General features: G+C 69.8%; 18 protein-coding genes. 10 read left to right on the forward strand and 8 right to left on the reverse strand.

Annotation, left to right across the window (positions count from 1 at the left end; all coding sequences use genetic code 11):
* Positions 1–50: 50 nt before the first annotated feature.
* Positions 51–1,535, reverse strand: coding sequence for a YibE/F family protein (locus tag OO70_RS25785; RefSeq protein WP_043676124.1), 1,485 nt, complete (start codon positions 1,533–1,535; stop codon positions 51–53).
* A gap of 253 nt (positions 1,536–1,788) precedes the next feature.
* Here OO70_RS25785 and thiC point away from each other — a divergent pair, with 253 nt between their 5' ends.
* Entirely contained in the window at positions 1,789–3,627 is a 1,839-nt protein-coding gene (gene thiC, locus OO70_RS25790; protein WP_043676126.1) for a phosphomethylpyrimidine synthase ThiC, read from the forward strand.
* 23 nt (positions 3,628–3,650) lie between these two features.
* Here the strand turns inward: thiC and OO70_RS25795 are convergent, their stop codons facing one another.
* The gene (locus tag OO70_RS25795) at positions 3,651–4,886 is read right to left on the reverse strand and encodes a serine hydrolase domain-containing protein (protein WP_043676128.1); all 1,236 of its coding nucleotides are present in this window, start codon (positions 4,884–4,886) and stop codon (positions 3,651–3,653) included.
* A 171-nt stretch (positions 4,887–5,057) separates the two neighbouring features.
* On the reverse strand, positions 5,058–5,996 hold the full coding sequence (locus OO70_RS25800) for an NADP-dependent oxidoreductase (RefSeq protein WP_043676130.1): 939 nt from the start codon (positions 5,994–5,996) through the stop codon (positions 5,058–5,060).
* 100 nt (positions 5,997–6,096) lie between these two features.
* Here OO70_RS25800 and OO70_RS25805 point away from each other — a divergent pair, with 100 nt between their 5' ends.
* The gene (locus OO70_RS25805) at positions 6,097–6,501 is read left to right on the forward strand and encodes a winged helix-turn-helix transcriptional regulator (protein WP_043676138.1); all 405 of its coding nucleotides are present in this window, start codon (positions 6,097–6,099) and stop codon (positions 6,499–6,501) included.
* A gap of 48 nt (positions 6,502–6,549) precedes the next feature.
* Here OO70_RS25805 and OO70_RS25810 read toward each other — a convergent pair whose 3' ends face one another.
* The 3 genes from OO70_RS25810 to OO70_RS25820 all read right to left on the reverse strand — a co-directional run bounded on the left by OO70_RS25810 (position 6,550) and on the right by OO70_RS25820 (position 10,409).
* Positions 6,550–7,410, reverse strand: a complete 861-nt coding sequence (locus OO70_RS25810) for a membrane protein (RefSeq protein ID WP_043676141.1) — start codon at positions 7,408–7,410, stop codon at positions 6,550–6,552.
* Between the two features lie 192 nt (positions 7,411–7,602).
* The gene (locus OO70_RS25815; RefSeq protein WP_106971763.1) at positions 7,603–8,718 is read right to left on the reverse strand and encodes a metallophosphoesterase; all 1,116 of its coding nucleotides are present in this window, start codon (positions 8,716–8,718) and stop codon (positions 7,603–7,605) included.
* Positions 8,719–9,296: 578 nt separating this feature from the next.
* The gene (locus OO70_RS25820) at positions 9,297–10,409 is read right to left on the reverse strand and encodes a LacI family DNA-binding transcriptional regulator (protein ID WP_078651551.1); all 1,113 of its coding nucleotides are present in this window, start codon (positions 10,407–10,409) and stop codon (positions 9,297–9,299) included.
* A 431-nt stretch (positions 10,410–10,840) separates the two neighbouring features.
* Here OO70_RS25820 and hisC point away from each other — a divergent pair, with 431 nt between their 5' ends.
* From hisC to OO70_RS25850, 6 genes are all read left to right on the forward strand, one after another.
* Positions 10,841–11,920 carry a histidinol-phosphate transaminase gene (gene hisC / locus OO70_RS25825; RefSeq protein WP_043676150.1) on the forward strand — a complete coding sequence of 360 codons (1,080 nt, stop codon included), beginning with the start codon at positions 10,841–10,843 and terminating at the stop codon, positions 11,918–11,920.
* A 258-nt stretch (positions 11,921–12,178) separates the two neighbouring features.
* Positions 12,179–13,687: a cytochrome ubiquinol oxidase subunit I gene (locus OO70_RS25830; RefSeq protein ID WP_043676153.1), complete on the forward strand. Its 1,509-nt coding sequence runs from the start codon at positions 12,179–12,181 to the stop codon at positions 13,685–13,687.
* Positions 13,688–13,707: 20 nt separating this feature from the next.
* Positions 13,708–14,712 carry a cytochrome d ubiquinol oxidase subunit II gene (gene cydB, locus OO70_RS25835; RefSeq protein WP_043676156.1) on the forward strand — a complete coding sequence of 335 codons (1,005 nt, stop codon included), beginning with the start codon at positions 13,708–13,710 and terminating at the stop codon, positions 14,710–14,712.
* Between the two features lie 82 nt (positions 14,713–14,794).
* The gene (gene cydD, locus OO70_RS25840) at positions 14,795–18,298 is read left to right on the forward strand and encodes a thiol reductant ABC exporter subunit CydD (RefSeq protein WP_043676158.1); all 3,504 of its coding nucleotides are present in this window, start codon (positions 14,795–14,797) and stop codon (positions 18,296–18,298) included.
* A 60-nt stretch (positions 18,299–18,358) separates the two neighbouring features.
* Positions 18,359–20,047 (forward strand): sensor histidine kinase, encoded by a 1,689-nt coding sequence (locus tag OO70_RS25845; RefSeq protein ID WP_043676160.1) that lies wholly within the window; start codon positions 18,359–18,361, stop codon positions 20,045–20,047.
* A 127-nt stretch (positions 20,048–20,174) separates the two neighbouring features.
* On the forward strand, positions 20,175–21,215 hold the full coding sequence (locus OO70_RS25850; RefSeq protein WP_043676163.1) for a M23 family metallopeptidase: 1,041 nt from the start codon (positions 20,175–20,177) through the stop codon (positions 21,213–21,215).
* A gap of 38 nt (positions 21,216–21,253) precedes the next feature.
* Here the strand turns inward: OO70_RS25850 and OO70_RS25855 are convergent, their stop codons facing one another.
* Entirely contained in the window at positions 21,254–22,144 is an 891-nt protein-coding gene (locus OO70_RS25855) for a Cof-type HAD-IIB family hydrolase (RefSeq protein ID WP_199827404.1), read from the reverse strand.
* Between the two features lie 134 nt (positions 22,145–22,278).
* On the opposite strand from OO70_RS25855, the gene OO70_RS25860 reads away from it, so the two are divergent.
* Both OO70_RS25860 and OO70_RS25865 read left to right on the forward strand, forming a co-directional pair.
* Complete coding sequence (locus OO70_RS25860) at positions 22,279–22,602, forward strand: hypothetical protein (RefSeq protein WP_043676167.1); 324 nt, start codon at positions 22,279–22,281, stop codon at positions 22,600–22,602.
* 10 nt (positions 22,603–22,612) lie between these two features.
* The gene (locus OO70_RS25865; protein ID WP_043676169.1) at positions 22,613–23,515 is read left to right on the forward strand and encodes an LLM class flavin-dependent oxidoreductase; all 903 of its coding nucleotides are present in this window, start codon (positions 22,613–22,615) and stop codon (positions 23,513–23,515) included.
* A gap of 91 nt (positions 23,516–23,606) precedes the next feature.
* Here the strand turns inward: OO70_RS25865 and OO70_RS25870 are convergent, their stop codons facing one another.
* Positions 23,607–24,155, reverse strand: coding sequence for an RNA 2'-phosphotransferase (locus tag OO70_RS25870; RefSeq protein WP_106971764.1), 549 nt, complete (start codon positions 24,153–24,155; stop codon positions 23,607–23,609).
* Positions 24,156–24,195: the final 40 nt, after the last annotated feature.

Below are 24,195 nucleotides of genomic sequence, written 5' to 3' on the forward strand. Positions count from 1 at the left end.
TAGCTGGCGTAACGCTTCTGCTCGGCTCTGTGGGGCGGTTCTTGCCGTTCTCAGTGCTTGCGGCGCCGGCCCTTCCCGCCGCGTGCCGGGGCGGACTTGGCACCCGGCGCCGCCGTAGCCGCCGCCGGGGCTCCCGCCGGAGCCTTCTCGCGTCCCGGCCGGTCCGCCGAGACGACCAGGGCGGCGAGGGCCGTGGTGACCGGTACCGACGCGACCAGGCCGATCGAGCCCACCAGCGTGCGCACGATCTCCTCGGCGACCAACTCGCTGTTGGCGACCGCCCCGACGCTGCTCTGCGCGATGGAGAAAAGCAGCAGCAGCGGCAGGGCGGCGCCCGCGTAGGCGAGGACGAGCGTGTTGACGACGGACGCGATGTGGTCGCGGCCGATACGGATGCCGGCGCGGTACAGCCCGCGCCAGCCCATCGACGGGTTCGCCTCGTGCAGCTCCCAGACCGCCGATGTCTGCGTGACCGTCACATCGTCGAGCACGCCCAGCGAACCGATGATGACGCCGGCGAGCAGCAGACCGCTCATGTCGATCGACGGGTACAGCCCGTGGATCAGGCCCGTGTTGTCGTCCGTGTTGCCGGTGAGCGCGGCCCAGCCGATGAACACCGAACCCAGGACGCCGATCAGCACCAGCGACATCAGCGTGCCGAGGACCGCCACGGACGTACGGGCCGACAGTCCGTGGCACATGTAGAGGGCGATCAGCATGATGGCGCTCGATCCGACCACCGCCACGATCAGCGGGTTCGAGCCGTGCAGGATCGCCGGCAGGATGAAGAAGTTCAGGATCATGAAGCTGATGGCGAGAGCGATCAGTGCCATGACGCCGCGCAGCCGGCCCACCACCACGACGGCCAGCGCGAAGATGCCGGCGAGCAGCGCCATCGGGAACTTGCGGTTCACATCGGTGACCGAGTACTGCAGATCCCTGGGCGCGGAGGGTTCGTACGCGACCACGACCTTCTCGCCCTGATGCAACTGCCGTGACTGGTCGGGCTGCACGATCTCCGTGAACGTACGGCCCTTGTCCTTGCCGGTGCCGACCGTGACCGTGGCCTTCTTGCAGGTGCCGCCCGCCTCCTGCTGTGCGGAGGAGCCCTCGGCGGTGGAGGTGTCCCCGGTCGCGCTCTCGCCCGAGGCGTTCACCGACGCGCAGCTCACGCTGACGACCTTGGTGACCGTCGCCTGCTGCGTCTGCCGGTCGAAGCCGACTCCGGTGCGCTTGTGCGACGGGGCGCCGCCGGGCCACAGCACCACCATGCCGACGACGACCGCCACGGTGAACGGGATCAGGATCGCCGCGATGACCTTCCGGAGGTGACGGGAGACGGGGGCGGCCGGGCCGTGACTGTGCGAGTGACCGTGTCCACCGCCCGCACCGGAACCGTGCCCGCCGTCCCCGCTGGAGCCGTGGTCGTCCCCGGAACCCGATCCGGAACCATGGTCGTCCCCGGAACCGTGGCCGTGGTCGTGGCCATGGGGCGGCCCGGTCGGTGGGTACGGGGGCTGCTGCGTCGTGGTCACCGCCCGATCATCGCAAGAACGCCGGAGGCCCACTGTTCACCGCGCCACATATGACGCTAGCGTGGAGGCACCTTTGCACACGCGGGAGCTCGGAGCACCGGGCTGAGAGGGCGCTGACCTTCGTCTCTGCGATGTTTCACGGGAAACGTCACCTGAATCGAGTGATGTTTCACATGAAACATCGGCTGACGGAAGCCGCTGCGTCGACCGCCGAACCTGTTACCGGGTAATGCCGGCGTAGGGAGTAGGTCTCATGACCAACAAGGACGCACACACGTCTGCCTTCAGCCAGGACGAACAGCCCATTCCGGGCGAAGAGTTCGCGCGGGCCGAGCAGTCCTCGGCGGCCGGAAAGCCGACGGAGGCCGAGCGGTCCATCGGCTGGCACAAGGGGTACGTCGAGGGCTCGCGCCCCGATCTGCGGGTGCCGGTCCGTCAGGTGCACCTCACCAACGGGGAGTCGGTGACCCTGTACGACACCTCCGGTCCGTACACCGATCCGCTCGTCGACACCGACGTCCGCAGGGGGTTGGCTCCGCTCCGGGAGAACTGGATCATCGCCCGCGGCGACACCGAGGAGTACGCGGGCCGGCCCGTCCGCCCCGAGGACGACGGGATCAAGCACACCTCACCGCGCGGTGGACTGCGCAACCTCGACGCGGTCTTCCCCGGACGGCCGCGTCAGCCGCGGCGCGGACGCGACGGCGTGCCGGTCACGCAACTCGCCTACGCGCGACGGGGCGAGGTCACGCCCGAGATGGAGTTCGTGGCCGTACGGGAGAACGTTTCGCCCGAGGTGGTCCGCAAGGAGATCGCGGCCGGGCGCGCGGTGCTGCCGGCCAACGTCAATCACCCCGAGATCGAGCCGATGATCATCGGCAAGCGGTTCCTGGTGAAGGTCAACGCCAACATCGGCAATTCGGCGGTCACTTCCTCCATCGAGGAGGAGGTCGAGAAGATGACCTGGGCGACCCGCTGGGGCGCCGACACGGTCATGGACCTGTCCACCGGCCGCAACATCCACACCACCCGCGAGTGGGTGCTGCGCAACTCCCCCGTCCCCATCGGCACGGTGCCGCTCTACCAGGCGCTCGAAAAGGTCGACGGCCGCGCCGAGGAGCTGACCTGGGAGATCTACAAGGACACGGTCGTCGAACAGGCCGAACAGGGCGTGGACTACATGACCGTCCACGCGGGCGTGCGGCTGCCGTTCGTACCGCTGACGGCGAACCGCAAGACCGGCATCGTCTCGCGCGGCGGCTCGATCATGGCGGCCTGGTGCCTGGCACACCACAAGGAATCGTTCCTCTACGAGAACTTCGAGGAACTCTGCGAAATCCTCGCCGCCTACGACGTTACGTACTCGCTGGGCGACGGTCTGCGCCCCGGGTCGATCGCGGACGCCAACGACGAGGCGCAGTTCGCCGAGTTGAGGACGCTCGGGGAACTCAACACGATCGCGAAGCGTTTCAACGTACAGACCATGATCGAGGGCCCGGGACATGTCCCGATGCACAAGATCAAGGAGAACATCGACCTTCAGCAGGAGATCTGTGATGAAGCTCCGTTCTATACGCTCGGCCCGCTGACGACGGACGTCGCGCCTGCGTACGACCACATCACTTCCGGCATCGGTGCCGCGATGATCGCCTGGTGGGGCACGGCCATGCTCTGCTACGTCACGCCCAAGGAGCACTTGGGCCTGCCCAATCGTGACGACGTCAAGACCGGCGTCATCACCTACAAGATCGCCGCCCATGCAGCCGACCTCGCCAAGGGGCACCCAGGTGCACAGGAGTGGGACGACGCGCTGTCCGACGCCCGTTTCGAATTCCGCTGGGAGGACCAGTTCAACCTGGCCCTCGACCCGGACACGGCACGGGAGTTCCACGACGAGACGCTTCCGGCGGAGCCGGCCAAGACGGCGCATTTCTGCTCCATGTGCGGGCCGAAGTTCTGCTCGATGAAGATCTCCCACGACATCCGCCGTGAGCACGGCGGCACCAAGGCGGAGGTCGAGGAGGGCATGGCGCAGAAGTCGAAGGAGTTCGCCGCGGCGGGCAACCGGGTGTACCTGCCGATCGCCGACTGACGGCGACCGGCCCGGCCCTTCGGTCAGTTCTTGGCGGGTTTCTCGCACAGGGCGTGGTCGACGAGGGTGCCCGTCGCACGGTTGAGGGCGGCCAGGTCCGGGGGCGCGGTGGTGGTCGTGATGGACACGGTCACCGCGCGCCTGCCGTCCGCGCTCACCGCTGGGCGGGTGTTGACGCCCACTCCGTCGCCCTCGTGGGTGTAGTAGAAACCGCCGCAGGAGAGCGGGATCCTGCGCAGGCCGAGGCCGTAGGTGCCCTCGGGCATCTCGGTCACGTCCTCCGGGTCGTCGGTCCGTTCCACGGTCTGCCGCATCTCGCGCCACTGCGCGGCGGGGAGCAGCCGGCCGTCGGCCAGGGCACGGAAGAAGGTGTTCAGGTCGGCGGTGGTGCTCACCACGCCGGAGTCGGCGGTGTGTTGCAGGCTGTGCTCGGTGACGTCGAGACGCTTGCCGTCGGGGGTCGTCAGATACGCGTTCACGTGCGGGTCGGGCAGATACGGGTCGAGCCCGGGGATGGAGGTGTTCCGCAGTCCCAGTTTCGCGATCACCCGGTGCGCGACCAGGTCCTGCCAGCTCGCGCCGCCGGCCTTCTCGGCGATCATTCCGGCCAGCAGGTAGTTGGTGTTGGAGTACGCCCACCGGGTGGCTCCGCCCGGCTGTGGCACGAACAGCGGCCGGTGCTTCATCGCCACCGCGACCAGGTCGGCGGTCGGGGTGGTGGCGTAGCGGTTCTCGTCGAAGTGGTTGATCAGGAGATCCTGGATCTCCGGGTCGTCGATGTAGTCGTACAGGCCGCTGGTCTGGCGGAGGAGGTCGCGGACGGTGATGCGGCTGCCGTCGTTGCCGTGGCCCGCCACGACTCCCGGCAGCCAGTGCTCGACGGTGTCGTCGAGCGAGAGCCGCTGCTCCGCCACGAGTTGGATGACGACGGTCGCCACGAACGTCTTCGTCGTGCTGGCCACGCGGAAGTGCGCGTTCCAGGGGATCGGGTCCGAGGAGTCGGCGGTCCGGGTGCCGATGCGGGCCATGAGGGGAGCGCCGTTCGGGCCGTCGACCCTGGCCAGCACGTTCACCTCGCCGCCTCCGGCCTTCCGTACGGCTGCCAGGTCGCGCTGGAGCATGGCCTCGTCGTACACGTGGGAGGGGTGGTTCGGTGCCGGGTGTCCGGTCGTGGCGGTCGCGGCCATGGGTGAGGCCAGTGCCAGCAACGCCGCTGCCAGTACGGCGGCGCCGGTCTTCCTCGTCGACGGCATCTGCATGTCCGAATCCCCCGTTGCTCCTGGTCCCGATCGGTGACGATCACCAGCCAACAGGATCGGAGCGCGGGAGAGGATGGGGCTGTCCACCGAGTGAGGGGTGGACGTATCCCCCCTGCGAACTTCGGGTTCGTCCCCGTCGGGCCCCGGTGGGGAACGAGCGGGCCGAGTCGGTCACGGCACGAGGACGATCTTGCCGGTGGTGCGCCTGGCCTCGATGGTGCGGTGGGCCTCGGCCGCTTCGGACAGTGGGTAGGTGTGCTGGACGGAGACCCGTAGCCGACCTGCCTCGATGCGTTCGGTGATCTGCTTCAGCAGCGCGCCGGAGGGCTCGGCCGTGACCCAGGTGTACCGAAGGCCACGGGCGGCGGCCTGTTGCTCGTCTGTGCCCGGGTCGATCGAGGCGCCGATGAGCAGGCCGTCCGGCCGGAGCACATCGAGGGACCGCGGGCCGTAGGAGCCGCCGACCAGGTCCAGGACCGCGTCCACCGGGGCCACGGCGGTCCGGAAGTCGGTGGTGGTGTGGTCGACCAGCTCGTCGGCGCCCAGCCCGCGCAGGAAGGCGTGGTGGGCCGTGCGGGCGGTGCCGATGACGTACGCCCCGAGTTCCTTGGCGAGTTGGACGGCGACGTGGCCGACGCCGCCCGCCGCCGCGTGGATCAGCACGCGGTCGCCGGGCCGGACCCGCGCGAGTACAGCCAGCGCCTGCCAGGCGGTGACGGCGACCAGGGGTACGGCCCCGGCGTGCACGAGGTCGAGGTTCTTGGGCGCGGGCGTCAGCGCGTCGGCCGGTGCGACGGTGAACTCGGCGTACGCGCCGCGCCGGCCGACGGGAAGCATGCCGTACACCTCGTCCCCCGGCACGAACCGTGTCACGCCCTCGCCGATCCGCTCGACGACGCCGGACACGTCGTTGCCCGGCGTCCACGGCAGGGCGACCAGCTCCGGCACCCGGCCGGACCGGAGCACCGTGTCGCCCGGGTTGACCCCGGCGCCGACGACGCGCAGGAGCACCTCTCCGGGGCCGGGTTCGGGCACATCGGTCTCGACGTAGGTGAGCACCTCGGGGCCGCCGAACACGGACTGGACGATGGCATGCATGCGGGCGGACATCCGGACTCCTCGTCAACAGGGCGTGGTGCGTGGTGCGTTCCATGGTCGGCCGGTCGACAACCCTGCGGAAGAAGGCACTTGTCCGATATCGAGGTTCCTCATGGATACCGGCTTCGACCTGAGGAAACACGGTGGCGTGGACGTCTTCCTGCGCGACTGCCCCACCCGTGCCGTGCTGGAGCTGATCGCCGGCAAGTGGACCATGCTGGTGCTGGTGGCTCTGGAGGACGGCAGGCCCATGCGCTTCGCCGAGCTGCGGCGAAGGCTGGACGGTGTGACGGCGAAGGTGCTGACGCAGACCCTGCGAGCGCTGGAGCGCGAGGGGCTGGTGATGCGCACGGTGTATCCGACCGTGCCGCCCTGCGTGGAGTACCTGCTGACCGAACTGGGCCAGGAAGTGGGCGGGTTGGTGCGGGGCATCACCGCCTGGGCGCAGGCGAGTGTCACCGCCGTTCAGGCAGCACGGGAGGAGTTCGACGAGCGCAGCGCTCGGCGGCCCCTGTGACCGGGTGTTCGGCTTGCGCTCCCCTGGGTGGGGGCGCAAGCCGAGGGGCTATTCCGGCGCGTGCTCGGGCCCTCCGAAGTCCGGGCTGGAGAAGTCCGGGCTGGAGAAGCTCGGGCGGTGACCCGGCTCCGGGCCGTCGTCCGGGCTGGAGAAGCCGGGGCGGTCGTAGCCGAGGTGCGGCATGCGACTCGGGCCCGGGGGTGTCGTACGGCGCATTGGTGCCGCTCCAGGAGTCGCGAGCGCCTCCTGGAGGAACGGCAGGATGCCGCGTTCCAGGAGGGCGTCGTGCCAGGCCTCCCTGGCGCGGGCCACTTCGCCGCCCGACTCGCCGTAGGGGCCGGTGTCGAGCGAGGGCCTGTTGCGCAGGGCGGTGAGCAGCAGCCCGACGATGGCGACGAGGATCGCCGCGGCGGTCATGGCGCCGAACACCCAGCCGGCGGTGAGCATGGTCTGGGCGAACGCCGGTTCGGGGGTGAGCATCTTGAGGATGTAGCCCACGAGCAGGAAGATCGCCGCGGCCGTGCCGGCGAGGACGGGGGTGAGGACGGCGGCGACGGCGACGGCACCCGCACCCTCGGCAGCCTCCCCCAGGGTGGTGGCGAGCCCCATCGCGCCCACGGCGTCCGGCTCCGTGGAGCCGGTGTCGCTGACGGACGACGGGGTGGACGACGCCGGACGGCGCAGTTCCTCGCGGACCTTCACGTAGTGCTGGTACTCGGTCGCCGCGGCCGCCGTGATGAGTGCGGTGGCGTTCAGCGCCATGGTGCGCAGCTGTTCGGGGTTGAGCCGCTTACCGACAGCGGCCAGTTCCGGGCGGGTAGGGGCGGAGCGCAGCGCCTCATCGAGGATCCGCTCGTACTCCTGGCGGTCCTCGCTGTGCAGGTGCTGCGGAACGCTGTTCATGTGCATCCCCCGATGCTCCGTAGGGCTTGGGGCTCGCATGCCAACGAGCCGTCGGGCAGAAACGGAGGGGAGCCTGCTACGGATAAGCCGATGGTAGAGCGGCGACGGCACACGGTGACAGGGGGTTTCCAGAAATTGGCCCCTGGCCAGCGCTGTCGTCCGCCGGTCCTCCGAGGGGGACGTCTGCCCGAATAACGCTCAGATATCCAGCGGCAGTTGCTGGACCAGCAGTTTTCCGGCCATGGTCACTCCGCCGTCCATCGCGATGGCCAGTCCTTCGGCGTAGACGTGCGGTCCCTCGACCACGGGAGTGGCGGTGTCCTCGCCGTCCTCGGAGCCGACGTCGCCCAGGAGATAGGGAATCGGGCTGTGGCCGTGCACGATCCGGGTGCCGCCGTACATGTCGAGCAATGAGCGGACATGTTCGGCGCCGCCCTCGTCGCGGAAGGAGAAGCGCTTGGTGAACTTGCGGAACACGTCCCACACCTCGTCCGCGTCGTTGCGGGTGAGGGTCTCGCGGACGTTGTCGTTGACGGCCTCGATCGAGTCGCCGTAGTCGAGGTAGGCGGTGGTGTCGGAGTGCACGAGGAGGTGGCCGTCGACCTGCTCCATGGCGTCCAGCCGGGCCATCCACTGCAGGTGGACGTCCTGGAGTCGGTCCATGTCGGTCTTCTGGCCGCCGTTGAGCAGCCAGGCCGCCTGGAAAGTGGCCGTGCCCGCGCCGGAGTTGACGGGGGTGTCGCCGAACCGCTTGGCGCCGAGCAGGAGCAGTTCGTGGTTGCCCATGAGGGCCTTGCAGTAGCCGCCGGCCGCGGCGGCCTCGGCGGACAGGCGCATCACCAGGTCGATGACGCCGATGCCGTCGGGTCCGCGGTCCGTGAAGTCGCCGAGGAACCAGAGCCGGGCGGTGCCCGCGCACCAGCTGCCCGCGGCGTCGATCAGGCCCTTCTCCCGCAGTGCGGCCACCAGTTCGTCGAGGTAGCCGTGCACGTCTCCTACGACGAACAGCGGACCGGGGCCCTCCGTCTGCTGCAGGGCGGCCACCGACGCCGGGTCCACCGCGACCTGAACCGTGTCACCCCGATTGATGACCGGCAGATCGCGCTGCGTGGGTGTGTAGCCCTCCGGATAGACCTCGTCGAAGGCCTCGTCAAAGGCCTCCTCATCAGGTCGTACGCCCTCTGCGAGCTGCGCGCTGTCGGCGTACGGACCGGTCTCGTGGACATACGCCGGTACCCGGAAGTCGCGCAACGTCGCCGTCCGCTCCGCCTCGGGTCCCTGACCGGCCCCCTGAGTCATCGACCCCTCCACCATCGCGCCGCAGCTGCACCGCGTCGGACTGCCTGGTCGCAGCGGCCCGCGGTGTCGTGGGCCCATCATAGGAATGCGGATCGCGCCATGTGATGACCCAGGGGTGGTGAATCAGGGCGGGACCCCGCTTCACCGCGGCTTTCGCCCCGATTGGGCCGGGCTTCGACCGGTCGCCCTCCGCTTGACGGCGGTCGGTTCCCGCCGTGTACGCGGCTGGATTTCGCCGGTGGGAGTTGCTTGGTCGGTGCGGATCCGGGCACGGGTGCGGGTTGCCCGGCCGGCACCCGTGCGGGTGGCCTGCCTGTCTCCGGGGCGTCTGCCGGTGCCGGTCGCCCACTCGGCGCCGGTACCCACCGCGCGACCGGCACCCACCGCGTGCCGGACCCGGTGCCGGGTGGGAGTCCCGGCACCGGTCGGCTCGCCGCGGGCGCCTCGGGGACCGCCCTGCCCGGCACCGGGTCCGGACCGACCCAGGTGCCGACCGCCGACTGCAACGCACACCCCGACAGGCCTCGGAGACAGACAGGCCCCCGACGGTCCCCGGAGACAGGCACGCCCCCGAAGTCCCCCGGCCCGACCCCCTACTTCCCCTCGGGCGACCGAGGCGGACTGACCGTGGTCCGTGGCGGACGCCGCTGGGACGACGTCCGCACGATCAGTTCCGTCGGTATCACCTGCTCGATCGGCTGGTCCGAATCGACGCCCTCGATGGCGTCGATGAGGAGCTGGACCACCGCCGTGCCGATGCGGCGCGGTTTCAGGGAGAGCGTGGTGATGGGCGGCTCGGTGTTGGCGTACACCGTGGACTCGCTGCAGCACACGAGCAGCAGGTCCTCCGGCACGCGCAGCCCGTAACGGCGCGCGGCGGCCAGCAGATCCGTGCCGTTGGGGTCGAACAGGCCGTAGACCGCGTCGGGCCGGTCGGGGCGGGCGAGCAGTCGGTCCGCGGCGACGGCGCCCGCGCACGGATCGTGCGCCGGATAGGCCTCGTACACCGGATCCTGGCCCACCCGCTCGCACCAACGCAGGTATGCGGTGGTCGACAGGTGTGTGTAGGTGTCGGTCGTGGTGCCCGTGAGAAGGCCGATCCGGCGGGCGCCGGCGTCGGCCAGGTGGTCGAGGATGCCGAGGACGGCGGCCTCGTGGTCGTTGTCGACCCAGGCGGTCACCGGCAGCGAGCCGGCCGGGCGGCCGTCGGAGACGACTGGTAAACCCTGCCGGACGAGCTCGCTGACCACCGGGTCGTGGTCGGACGGGTCGATGACGACGGTCCCGTCCAGGGCGACGTTCGACCACACGTCGTGGCGCGAGGTCGCCGGGAGGATCACGAGGGCGTAGCCGCGGGCGAGCGCGGCCGAGGTGGCGGCGCGCGCCATCTCGGCGAAGTACGCGAACTCGGTGAAGGTGAAAGGTTCATCCCCGTACGTCGTCACGGTCAGGCCGATGAGGCCCGACTTGCCGGTACGGAGGGTTCGGGCCGCCGCGGAGGGCCGGTAGCCCAGCCGGTCGGCCACTTCTCGGACATGGCGTCGGGTGGCGTCCGGGAGCCGGCCCTTGCCGTTGAGGGCGTCGGAGACGGTCGTGATGGAGACTCCGGCCGCGGCGGCCACGTCTCTGATTCCCGCCCGGCCCGGCCGGCTTCCTCGACGAGAGGTTTCCGCGCGGCTCACCTGGTGCTTCCCTGCTGCTGTCATGGCGAGCCGATAGTAGGGCTCATGCGGTGGGGTAGTGCGGACGCATATGCACGCGTTGACAGGCACGTTTCTGCATGGTCATAAGGGGTCAACTACCTTAGAAACAAAGTCAGTTAAACGATGCAATGGCATTACGTGACTTGTCGGCGCGCATGGGCCTGCCAAGTCCCCCATGTTTCGAAGAGGTCTCAACTCACCTGCACGAGGGATGCGCGCCACGGCGTGAGCTACCGGCGCATAGATATATGTACAGCGCGCCCCCGGTTCGTGCGCCTTCGTACGGTGTTGCCCCTGATGCGGATGTGGCAGATGGGGTTCGTTCCAGCCGGCGCCGGCGATTGCTCACGCGGACGGGACCTGTGCGCGCCGGCGCCGAATCCTCATAAGGTGAGCAGTATTGAAAGCCGGTGGTGGTCACAAGGAGGACTGCGGTGAGCGAGACGAGCCCGAAGCTGCGCGCCGAGCTGGAGGGTATCCCCACCTACAAGCCGGGCAAGCCTGCCTCGGCGGACGGTCCGGTGGCCTACAAGCTGTCCTCCAACGAGAACCCGTACCCGCCGCTGCCCGGCGTGCTGGAGAGCGTGACCGCGGCCGCCGCGTCCTTCAACCGGTACCCGGACATGGCGTGCACCGGTCTGATGAACGAGCTGGCGGAACGGTTCGGCGTCTCGCTCTCCCACCTGGCCACCGGCACCGGCTCGGTCGGCGTCGCCCAGCAGCTGATCCAGGCGACCAGCGGTCCCGGCGACGAGGTCATCTACGCCTGGCGGTCCTTCGAGGCTTACCCGATCATCACGCGGATCAGCGGTGCCACTCCGGTGCAGGTGCCGCTGACCCCGGGCGATGTGCACGACCTGGACGCGATGGCGGACGCCATCACCGACCGGACCCGGCTGATCTTCGTCTGCAACCCCAACAACCCGACCGGCACGGTCGTACGGCGGGCCGAGCTGGAGCGCTTCCTGGACCGGGTGCCGGGCGATGTGCTGGTCGTACTGGACGAGGCGTACCGGGAGTTCATCCGGGACATGGAGGTGCCGGACGGCGTCCAGCTCTACCGCGACCGGCCGAACGTCTGCGTCCTGCGGACCTTCTCCAAGGCATACGGCCTCGCTGGGCTGCGGGTCGGTTTCGCGATCGCCCATGAGCCGGTGGCGGCGGCGCTGCGCAAGACCGCCGTGCCGTTCGGGGTGAGCCAGCTCGCGCAGGACGCGGCGATCGCCTCGCTGCGCGCCGAGGACGAACTGCTGGGCCGGGTCGGCTCGTTGGTGAGCGAGCGCACCCGCGTGGTCGACACGCTGCGCGCCCAGGGCTGGACGGTCCCGGAGACCCAGGCCAACTTCGTGTGGCTGCGGCTGGGGGAGCGTACGGTCGACTTCGCGGCGGTGTGCGAGCAGCACGGTGTGGTGGTACGGCCGTTCGCGGGCGAGGGTGTGCGGATCACGGTCGGGGAGACCGAGGCCAACGACATCTTCCTGAAGGTGGCGGAGGGGTTCCGCAAGGAGCTGTAGCGGTCGCCGGCGGGGTTGCCCGCCGGGGTCGTCGGTCGAGGTCGGTCGAGGTCGTTCGTAACGAGTGACGTCAGGGGGGTTGCCATATGGTGGCCCCCCTTCGTAATGGGACCCCCCTTCGGATGTCGAAAATCGGTACGTCATAATAGCTTGTGAATGTGAACGCGTTCACAAGCGTGTCCCTGTTCGTCCCGTAATGCATGGGGCATAAGGGGCAAACTGCCGCTGTGACCACGGCGACATAAGGAGACTGACGACGTGCAAATGGCTCTGGCGCCGGAGACACTGGCGCGATGGCAGTTCGGTATCACTACCGTCTACCACTTCCTCTTCGTCCCCCTGACGATCTCGCTCGCCGCCCTCACGGCCGGGCTGCAGACCGCGTGGGTGCGCACGGAGAAGGAGAAGTACCTCAGGGCCACCAAGTTCTGGGGCAAGCTCTTCCTGATCAACATCGCCATGGGCGTCGTCACGGGCATCGTGCAGGAGTTCCAGTTCGGCATGAACTGGTCCGCCTACTCACGGTTCGTCGGTGACATCTTCGGTGCCCCGCTCGCCTTCGAGGCGCTGATCGCGTTCTTCTTCGAGTCCACCTTCATCGGGCTGTGGATCTTCGGCTGGGACAAGCTGCCCAAGCGGATCCACCTGGCCTGCATCTGGATGGTCTCGATCGGCACGATCCTGTCGGCGTACTTCATCCTCGCGGCCAACTCCTGGATGCAGCACCCCGTCGGCTACCGGATCAACAAGGCCAAGGGGCGTGCCGAACTCACCGACTTCTGGCACGTGCTGACCCAGAACACCGCGCTCGCGCAGGCCTTCCACACGCTCTCCGCGTCCTTCCTGACCGGCGGCGCGTTCATGGTCGGCATCGCGGCCTTCCACCTGTTCCGCAAGAAGCACATCGCGGTGATGAAGAGCTCGCTGCGGCTGGGCCTGGTCACCGTCGCCATCGCCGGTCTGCTCACCGCCGTCAGCGGTGACACCCTCGGCAAGGTCATGTTCAAGCAGCAGCCGATGAAGATGGCAGCCGCCGAGGCTCTGTGGGACGGCCAGAACTCCGCGCCCTTCTCGATCTTCGCCTACGGCGACGTCAGCAAGGGCCACAACAGCGTCGAGCTGTCCATCCCCGGGATACTGTCGTTCCTCGCCGACGACGACTTCAGCTCCTACGTCCCCGGCATCAACGACACCAACAAGGCCGAGCAGGAGAAGTACGGTCCCGGCGACTACCGGCCCATCATCCCCGTCACCTTCTGGGCGTTCCGCTGGATGATCGGCTTCGGCATGGCGTCCTTCGCGATCGGCCTGGCCGGACTCTGGCTGACCCGTAAGAAGTTCATGCTCGCCCCGCATCTGCGGGTCGGTGACGACGAAGTGCCGAACGTGGTCCTCTTCAAGAACAAGACCCTCGGCCCGAAACTCACCAAGCTCTACTGGCTCGTGTCGATCTGGACCCTCGGCTTCCCCCTCATCGCCAACTCCTGGGGCTGGATCTTCACCGAGATGGGCCGCCAGCCCTGGGTCGTCTACGGCCTCTTCCAGACCCGCGACGCGGTCTCCCCCAGCGTCTCCCAGGGCGAGGTCCTCACCTCGATGATCGTCTTCACCTCGCTCTACGCCGTCCTGGCCGTCATCGAGGTCAAGCTGCTCGCGAAGTACGTCAAGGCCGGTCCGCCCGAACTCACCGAGGCCGACCTCAACCCGCCCACGAAGATCGGCGGCGACTCCCAGGACGCCGACAAGCCGATGGCCTTTTCCTACTAGGCCGAGGGAGCTGCACAGTCATGGAACTGCACGACGTCTGGTTCGTCCTCATCGCCGTCCTGTGGACCGGCTACTTCTTCCTGGAGGGCTTCGACTTCGGGGTCGGCATCCTCACCAAACTGCTTGCCCGCGACCGCACCGAGAAGCGGGTCCTGATCAACACGATCGGCCCGGTCTGGGACGGCAACGAAGTCTGGCTCCTCTCGGCCGGCGGCGCGACCTTCGCCGCCTTCCCCGAGTGGTACGCCACCCTCTTCTCCGGCTTCTACCTCGCCCTGCTGATCATCCTGGTCTGCCTGATCGTCCGGGGCGTCGCCTTCGAGTACCGGGCGAAGCGGCCCGAGGAGAACTGGCAGCGCAACTGGGAGACGGCGATCTTCTGGACCTCGCTGCTCCCCGCATTCCTGTGGGGCGTGGCCTTCGGCAACATCGTCCGGGGCGTGAAGATCGACAAGAACTTCGAGTACGCCGGCACCTTCTGGGACCTCCTCAACCCGTACGCGATCCTCGGCGGCCTGGTCACGCTGACCCTCTTCACCTTCCACGGCGCGGTGTTCACGGCACTCAAGACCGTCGGGGACATCCGAGTGCGGGCACGGAAGCTGGCCCTTCAAGTCGGTGTCCTCACCGCCCTGTTGGCGCTCGCTTTCCTGATCTGGACCCAGGTCGACAGCGGTGACGGCAAGAGTCTGGTCGCGATGATCGTGGCCGTCGTCGCGCTCGTCGCGGCGCTGGTGGCGATTCAAGTCGGCCGTGAGGGCTGGTCGTTCGCGTTCTCCGGCGTCACCATCGTGGCGGCCGTCGCGATGCTCTTCCTGGCGCTCTTCCCGAACGTCATGCCGTCCTCACTCAACCCGGACTGGAGCCTGACGGTCACCAACGCCTCGTCGAGCCCGTACACCCTGAAGATCATGACCTGGTGTGCGGGGATCGCCACGCCGATCGTTCTGCTCTACCAGAGCTGGACGTACTGGGTGTTCCGCAAGCGGATCGGTACGCAGCACATCGCCGAAGCCGCGCACTGAGTCCGAAGGGGAGGGTGTCTCACGTGTCCCGCATCTCGCGCGGTGATGTTTCACGTGAAACACCCTCCCCGGACCGAAGGGCATGTTTCACGTGAAACCAATCGACCCACGTCTCCTCCGGTACGCACGGGCCACCCGCCTCTTCCTCGTGGCCGTCGTCGGACTCGGCGTCGTCGGTGCGGGGCTGGTCATCGCGCAGGCGATGCTCATCGCCGAAGTGGTGGTCGGCGCCTTCCAGCACCACATGTCGGTCACCGAACTCCGCACTCCCCTGCTGCTGTTGGTGTCAGTCGCCGTAGGCCGCGCTCTGGTCAACTGGCTCACCGAACTCGCCGCCCATCGCGCCAGCGCCGCCGTGAAGTCGGAGCTACGGCGACGGCTGCTGGAGCGTTCCGTGGAGCTGGGCCCCGGCTGGCTGAGCGGGCAGCGGACCGGTTCGCTGGTCGCCCTCGCCACGCGTGGCGTCGACGCCCTCGACGACTACTTCTCGCGCTATCTCCCGCAGTTGGGGCTCGCGATCGTCGTCCCGGTCGCGGTGCTGGCGCGGATCGTCACCGAGGACTGGGTCTCGGCGGCGATCATCGTCGGCACGCTGCCGCTCATCCCGCTCTTCATGGTGATGATCGGCTGGGCCACGCAGTCCCGGATGGACCGACAGTGGCAGCTCCTCTCCCGACTCTCGGGGCACTTCCTGGACGTGGTTGCGGGGCTGCCCACCCTGAAGGTGTTCGGGCGGGCCAAGGCGCAGGCCGACTCGATCCGGCGCATCACCGGCGAGTACCGGCAGGCGACCATGCGGACGCTGCGGATCGCCTTCGTCTCCTCGTTCGCCCTGGAACTGCTCGCCACGCTCTCCGTGGCCCTGGTCGCGGTGACGATCGGTATGCGACTCGTCCATGGCGACATGGACCTCTACATCGGTCTCGTCGTGCTCGTCCTGGCACCCGAGGCGTATCTGCCGCTGCGTCAGGTGGGCGCGCAGTACCACGCGGCTGCCGAGGGACTCGCGGCGGCCGAGGAGATCTTCGCGGTACTGGAGACACCGGTGCCGGCCTCGGGTACCACCGAGGTGCTGTCGGACGCCCTGTCATTCGAGGGCGTGACGGTCCGGTACCCCGGGCGGTCCGTGGACGCCGTGTCGGACGTCTCCTTCGCTGTGGAACCCGGAGAGACGGTCGCCCTCGTCGGACCGAGCGGCTCCGGCAAGTCCACTCTGCTGAACGCCCTGTTGGGGTTCGTACGGCCCGCCGAGGGCCTGGTGCGCGTCGGGGGAGTCGATCTCACCGACGTCGACCTGGAGCGGTGGCGGTCGAGGATCGCCTGGGTGCCGCAACGGCCGCAGCTGTACGCCGGGACGATCGCCGAGAACGTACGGCTCGCCCGGCCCGACGCCGACGACACCGACGTACGGCGGGCGTTGGCCGATGCCGGGGCCCTGGAGTTCGTGGACGCGCTGCCCGAGGGGATCGGGAGCGTGCTCGGTGAGGACGGGGCCGGGCTGTCCGCCGGGCAGCGGCAGCGGCTCGCGCTCGCCCGGGCCTTCCTCGCCGACCGGCCGGTGCTGCTCCTCGACGAGCCGACGGCCGCGCTGGACGGCGCGACCGAGGCCGAAGTGGTCGATGCGGTACGGCGGTTGGCGGTCGGGCGGACGGTACTGCTCGTGGTGCACCGGCCGGCCCTGCTGGCGGTGGCGGACCGGGTGGTGCGGGTGACGGAGGGTGTGGCCGCGGAGCGCGCGGAGACCAGGTCGGCGACCGCCGAGGCTCGGACTACCCAGGAAATGTCGGTGAATTCCAGCGCCGCCGACGAGCCCGAGACGCGGCTCGTGGCGCACGCGGGTGGAGTCCTCTCCCGGGTCCGTGCCATGTCCGGTGCCCGGCGTGGGCGGCTCGCCCTGGCGCTGCTGCTCGGAAGTCTCGCGCTGGGCAGTGCCGTTGGGCTCATGGCGACCTCGGGCTGGCTCATCTCGCGGGCCTCTCAGCAGCCGCCCGTGCTGTATCTGATGGTGGCTGTGACAGCCACGCGAGCCTTCGGGATCGGGCGGGCCGTGTTCCGGTACGCGGAGCGGCTCGTGTCGCACGACGCGGTGCTGCGGATGCTGGCCGACACCCGCGTCGCCGTCTACCGGCGCCTCGAGCGACTGGCTCCCGCCGGGCTGCGCGACACCCGTCGTGGCGATCTGCTGTCCCGGCTCGTCGCTGATGTGGACGCGCTGCAGGACTACTGGCTGCGCTGGCTGCTGCCCGCCGGGGTCGCGGTCACCGTCTCCGCCGCGACGGTCGGCTTCACCGCCTGGCTGCTGCCCGAGGCCGGGGCCGTGCTCGCGGCCGGTCTCCTCGCGGCCGGTGTCGGCGTCCCCCTGGTGACCGGTGCCGTGGCCCGCCGCGCCGAACGGCGACTGGCTCCCGCCCGCGGGGTGCTCGCCACCCGCGTGACCGAACTGCTCACCGGAACCGCCGAGTTGACGGTCGCCGGCGCCCTGCCCGCCCGTACCGCCGAGGCCCGACGGGCAGACGGCGTACTCACCGGGATCGCCTCCCGCACGGCCACCGCCACCGCGCTCGGCGACGGCCTCACCGCACTTGTCTCCGGTCTGACCGTCGCCGCCACCGCACTCGTGGCCGCCCAGGCCGTCGCCGCGGGACGGCTCAGCGGCGTGTTGACGGCGGTCGTCGTCCTCACCCCGCTCGCCGCTTTCGAGGCCGTCCTCGGACTGCCCCTCGCCGTGCAGTACCGGCAGCGCGTCCGCAAGAGCGCGGAGCGCGTGTACGAGGTGCTGGACGCCCCCGAGCCCGTACGGGAACCGGAGCGGCCCCGCCAGGCGCCCGCGACGCCGTTCCCGCTCGTCGTGCAGGGGCTGGCCGCCCGGCACACCGGGCAGGACCGGGACGCGCTCGCCGGGCTCGACCTGACGTTGGAGAAGGGCCGCAGGGTCGCCGTGGTCGGGTCCTCCGGGTCCGGCAAGACAACGCTGGCGCAGGTGCTGCTGCGCTTCCTCGACGCGAACGCCGGCTCGTACACGCTGGCCGGCGTAGACGCGTACGCCCTGGACGGCGACGACGTACGGCGCCTCGTCGGGCTGTGTGCCCAGGACGCGCACCTCTTCGACAGCTCGGTGCGCGAGAACCTGCTCCTCGCGAGGAAGGACGCGACCGAGGACGAACTGAGGGCCGCGCTGGAGCGGGCCCGGCTGCTCGACTGGGCCGACGGGCTGCCCGACGGACTGGACACGCTGGTCGGTGAGCACGGGGCGCGGCTGTCCGGCGGGCAGCGGCAGCGGCTCGCTCTCGCCCGCGCACTGCTCGCCGACTTCCCGGTCCTCGTGCTCGACGAGCCCGCCGAACACCTGGACCTGGCGACTGCCGACGCGCTCACCGCCGATCTGCTGGCCGCCACGGAGGGCCGTACGACACTGCTCATCACGCACCGGCTCGCGGGCCTTGAGGGCGTGGACGAGGTGATCGTGCTGGACGAAGGGCGCGTGGTGCAGCGGGGGCCGTACTCCGGACTGGCCTCGGTGGAGGGGCCGTTGCGGGGGATGGCGGAGCGGGAGGCGGAGTCGGAGCTGCTGGTGGCGGCCGGATAGCGGGCTTGCCGTCGGTGCGCTCGACTTTCCGTGATAAAGGGGACTAATTAGGCTCGTGGCATGTCAGCCGCCGCGCGTCCCGGTCCCCCGCCGCCACCCTCCCCGGGACTGTCGGCCGAACCGGCCGCCCGCGTGCCGCAGTTGCTGGCGGCGATGCGGTCCGTGGGGAGCGGGCTCGAACTGCACTCCACGCTGGAGCGGATCTGCGAGGCCGCGGCCACGCTGACGGACGCCCGTTACGCGGGGATCGGCGTCGTCGACGAGGACGGCGACGCGCTTGCCGACTTCGTCTTCCACGGGGTCGACGCGGGGACCGCGCGGCGCATCGGGCGGTTTCCCGACGGGCACAAAGGGCTGCTCGGCGCGCTCATCCGGGAGCAGGAGCCGGTCCGGCTCGCAGATGTGACCGAGGATCCGCGTTCCTGGGGCTTCCCCCGACACCACCCCCGGATGCGCGCCTTCCTCGGCGTTCCCATCCGCGTCCAGGGAGAGGTCTTCGGCAACCTCTATCTGGGCGAGAAGCGCGGCGGGAACCCCTTCAACGACTACGACGTCAACATGGTCCGGGTGCTGGCGACCGAGGCCGGTATCGCCATCGGCAACGCCCGTCTGTACGAGGCCGCCCAGCAGCGCGAGCGGTGGATCGACGGGTCGGTGGCCGTCACGACCGCCCTGTTGTCCGGCGGGGATGCCGAGGAGGCGCTGCAGGTCGTCGCGGAACGGGCCCGCCGGCTGTCCGGGTCGGCGGCCGGGATCGTGCTGCTGCCCGCCGCCGAGGGCGGCATGGAGATCGTCGCCGTGGCCTCGGAACAGCTGTCGGACCAACTCGGCAGGGTCGTCCCGCCGGACAGCGAGATCGTCGCGCGACTCCTCGACGGACAGCCGGTGTTCGTGGCGGACGCGGCCACCGATCCCCGTATGCTCAGCGCCCTCGCGCGCGCGTACGGGCCGATCATGGCGCTGCCCCTGCAGAGCGGAGGGCGCGTCCTGGGGGCCCTGGTCACACCTCGCGCGCGCGGCGAGCGGCCGTTCACGGAGGCGGAACGCACCCTCGCGGTCCAGTTCGCCTCGCAGGCCGCGCTCGCGCTGATGATGGCCGAGGCACAGCGCGACCGGGAGCGGCTCGCGGTGTACGAGGACCGCGACCGGATCGCCCGCGACCTGCACGACCTGGTCATCCAACGGCTGTTCGCCACCGGGATGATGCTGGAGAGCGCCCAGCGCGGCCCGCTCGTGCCCGAGGTGCGGCGGGGGGTGGGCAGCGCCGTCGACGAACTCGACGTCACCATCCAGGAGATCCGCACCGCGATCTTCGCGCTCCAGCAGGGACCCGCCGAGGCGCCCTCCGGACTGCGCACGCGGGTGCTGCGGGAGATCAACATGGCCGCCGTGCCGCTCGGTTTCACTCCCGCGCACCGTTTCGTCGGCGAGGTCGACACGACAGTCGGCGACCTCACCGGCAAGAACCTCATCGCGGCCCTGCGCGAGGCCCTCTCCAACGCGTTCCGGCACGCGGCGGCCACCCGGATCGAGGTCGTCGTCGACGCGACCGCGACCCTGCCGGACGGGCGCCCGGGTGTACGGCTCACCGTCGCGGACGACGGGGTGGGCATCCCGGCCGGCGGCCGGCGCAGCGGCCTGAAGAACCTCAAGCGGCGGGCCGAATCCCTGGGTGGCGACAGCTGGTACGGGCCGGGCGTCGGCGAGGGAGGCGGCGGTACGACGGTGGTGTGGCAGGCGCCCCACTGAGCCCGTCCTCATGGGCTTTCTGAGCCCGTCACCATGGGCATCCGCTGAGCCGTTCGCAGCAACGCGTCCCCCCATGCGTACGACGTGAACAGGGCCTCGGTCCGGCGCGCGGGTCACGATCGCTGACATGGGCTCATCTCGCCGTCATCCGCTGCTCGTTCCGGTGTTGCTGTGCGCGATCGCCGTGCTGGCGGCCCGGCCAGGTGATGACGATCAGCCCGCCGTGGGCATCAGCGCGCAGGTGGCGCGGCTGTACCAGGACGCGGCCCTGGCGACCCAGCGGTACGAGGCCGGGCGGCGGGAGGCGGACGCGCAGCGAGCCCGCGCCCAGCGGGTCGAGGCTCAACTGGACGGCGAACGGCAGGAGATCTCGCGGCTGCACGAGGACCTGGGCCGGATCGCCCGTGCCCAGTACCGCAGCGGCGGCGGTGTCCCGATGGCGGCCCGGATCATCCTGGCGGACAGTCCTGAGGATCTGATGCGCGATCAGCATGTCTTCTCCCAGGCGGACCTGGCCGTGGAGAACGCGATCGGCAGGAGTCACCGGGCCGAGGTACGGCTCGCCGCAGACGAGGCGAGTGCCGCGTCGCAGTGGCGGGCACTGGAGAAGAGGAACGCCGAACTCGCCGACCTGAAGCAGGGCATCCAGCGGAAACTCGACGAAGCGCGCGGGCAGTTGCAGGGTCAGGCGGACGCCTCGGTCGCGTCGGGCTCCTGCCGGGGCGCCGTCCGCCTCGACCAGCCGCCGACGCGCGTCACCACCCCCTGGGTCACACCGGTGGAGACCGTAGAACTGTCCGCGGGATTCGGCAGCGGCGGCTCCCGCTGGGCGAACCGTCACACCGGCCAGGACTTCGCGGTGCCCATCGGCACGCCGGTGCGGGCGGCCGGAGCGGGCCGGGTGGTACGCGTGTCGTGCGGAGGTGCCTTCGGCATCGCGATCGTGATCGAGCACCCGGGCGGCTACTACACGCAGTACGCCCACCTCGCGGCCGTCGCCGTCGACCAGGGGGACCGTGTGACCACCGGCCAGTGGATCGGCCAGTCCGGCACGACCGGCAACTCCACCGGCCCGCATCTGCACTTCGAGGTACGGGTCACCCCGGAGCTGGGATCGGCGGTCGATCCGCTGCCGTGGCTGGCACAGCGAGGGGTGCCGGTCGGCTAGGGCGTCCAGGTAAGGGGCGTGCTCCGGATGGACGTCCCTTACGGCCGCCGCTCCGCCAGCATCCGCTCGATGACGACCGCCACACCGTCCTCGTTGTTGTCCACGGTCCGCCCCGAGGCCGCGGCGAGCACGGCAGGGTGCGCGTTGCCCATCGCGTACGACCGTCCGGCCCAGGTGAGCATCTCGACGTCGTTCGGCATGTCCCCGAAGGCGACGACCTCCTCGGGCGCGATCCCGCGCTCCGCGCAGCACAGGGCGAGCGTGCTCGCCTTGGAGACACCGGGCCCGCTGATCTCCAGCAGGGCGCTGGGGCTGGAGCGGGTGACGTTCGCGCGGTCGCCCAGGGCGAGGCGGGCGGTGGCCAGGAAGGCGTCCGGATCGAGCTCGGGGTGGAACGCGAGGATCTTCAGCACCGGCTCGTCGGCCCCCGGGGCGTCCGACGCCAGGAGCTTCTCGGCGGGCGCGAGGGTGTCCGGTATCTCCATGTGCAGCTTCGGATACGCCGGCTCCTGGTAGAAGCCGTACGTCTGCTCGATCGCGTACACCGTGCCGGGCGCCGCCTCGCGCACCAGGCGTACGGCGTCGACGGCGTTCTCCCGGGCCAGTTCGCGGACCTTCACGAAGCGGTGGGCGCCGGGGCCGCCGTGCAGGTCGACCACGGCGGCGCCGTTGCCGCAGATCGCCAGGCCGTGGCCGTGGACATGGTCACTGACCACGTCCATCCAACGGGCCGGGCGGCCGGTGACGAAGAAGACCTCGATGCCCGCCTCCTCGGCAGCCGCCAGAGCGGCCACCGTACGGGGGGACACCGACTTGTCGTCGCGCAGCAGAGTGCCGTCCAGGTCGGTGGCGATCAGCCGTGGCGGGACGGCGGAGGCCGGGGTCTCGGGCTGTCGAGTCGCTGAGGTCACCGTGCCATTCTCCCGCATATGCCCGCACGCCCGTGCGGCGGTGCGCACATGTGAGTGGTTGACGCCCTGCCATCCCTGATCAGTAACCTCAAGGACCTGACCCACCACATCAACACCATGGGCGACCATTGACCGGCCCAGAAGAAGGAACCATGCAATTCCCCCTGTCCCGCAGGACCGGTCTCATTCTCGCCGCGGTGTACCTGGTGGTGGTGTTCGGGCTCGACTTCCTCAGCGCCGAGCACGGCATGGACGCCGCGTCTGTAGTGGTGTCCGTCATCACATTTCCGGCGGGCACACTGACCACTGTCGTGTTCCTGTTGCTCGCGGTCGTCTTCGGATTCGACGGGTACAGCCCCGGACCGGATACGTACGCACCGTCCGTGCACGCCGTCGCGGGAATCGTCGAGGTGATACTCGTCTGGGCCGTTCTGAGGGCGGCCGTCAGGCGGCGGAGCAGGACGACCGCGCCGTAGGCTCTGAACCATGAGTCTGCGTCTGAGCACCGTGATCCTCCCGTACCGCCGCTGGAACGAGGGGAGCCGCGAGGCATGGCAGCGGGCGGAGCAGCTCGGGTTCCACACCGGTTTCACGTACGACCACCTGTCCTGGCGCACGTTCCGGGACGGTCCGTGGTTCGGGGCCGTGCCGACGCTGACGGCCGCTGCGGGAGTCACCGAGCGGATGCGGTTGGGCACGCTCGTCACGTCGCCCAATTTCCGCCACCCGGTGACCCTCGCCAAGGAGCTCATCTCCCTCGACGACGTCTCCGGCGGGCGCGTCACGCTGGGCATCGGGGCGGGTGGTACCGGGTTCGACGCCACGGCGCTCGGGCAGGAGCCGTGGACCCCGCGGGAGCGCGCCGACCGGTTCGGGGAGTTCGTTCCGCTGCTCGACCGGCTGCTCACCGAGGACTCGGTGTCGTACGAGGGTGACTTCTACTCGGCGCACGAGGCTCGGAACATCCCGGGGTGTGTGCAGCGGCCCCGGCTGCCGTTCGCGGTGGCGGCCACCGGTCCTCGTGGTCTGAAGCTCGCCGCCCGGTACGGACAGGCGTGGGTGACCACCGGTGATCCCCGGCTGTTCGAGAGCGGCACTCCGGAGCAGTCGGTGCACGCCCTTCGGGGGCAGGTCGAGAAGCTGGCCGATGCCTGCGCGGCGATCGGTCGCGACGTGGCGGGGCTCGACAAGATCCTGCTCACCGGGTTCACTCCTGATCGCGGTCGTCCGCTGGAGTCCCTCGGCGCTTTCGTCGACTTCGCGGGCCGGCACCAGGAACTGGGCTTCACCGACATCGTGATCCACTGGCCCATCCCGGACTCCGACTTCGCGGCCGACGAGAAGGTCTTCGAGCAGATCGCGATGGAGGCTCTGACGCAGCTCCGCTGAGTCGGCGATCCCTGGGGCCGCTCCGCCGGGACCGGCTGGGCGGCCGGGCATGTTTCACGTGAAACCGCCACCCCACGCGACTGCTCAGCGGTCAGTGCGACTCGGGAAACCGCAGGTAGCCCACGGGTACCGCCTCCGTGAGCCACACCCCGTTCTCGCTGACCCGGAACACATGCCCGTCGCCATGCATCGCGCCCGCGTCCACGGAGAGCACGACAGGCCGGCCACGCCGGGCTCCGACACGGGTCGCGGTCTCGCGGTCGGCGGACAGGTGTACGGCGTGGCGGTTCATGGGCCTGAGCCCCTCGGCCCGGATCGCGTCCAGGTTGCGCGCGACCGTCCCGTGGAAGAGGTACGGCGGTGGGGTGGCCGGGGGCAGCCCGAGGTCGACCTCGATGCTGTGGCCCTGGCTGGCGCGGATACGGGTGCCCTCGATCGCGAAGCGCTGCTTGTCGTTCGTGGCCACCACATGGTCGAGTTCCTGACGGCTGAACCGGAACCCGTGTGCGGCACAGGCGGCGATCAGCGTGTCGATCTCGACCCAGCCGGCCTCGTCGAGGGTGAGCCCGATCCGCTCGGGTTGGTGGCGCAGGTGCTTCGAGAGGTACTTCGACACCTTCACGGTGCGTCTTTCATCCATCCGCTCAGCATGACGGGAGAGACGTGGATCACGCATTTTC

Source organism: Streptomyces xylophagus, assembly GCF_000716435.1.
Taxonomy (GTDB): domain Bacteria; phylum Actinomycetota; class Actinomycetes; order Streptomycetales; family Streptomycetaceae; genus Streptomyces; species Streptomyces xylophagus.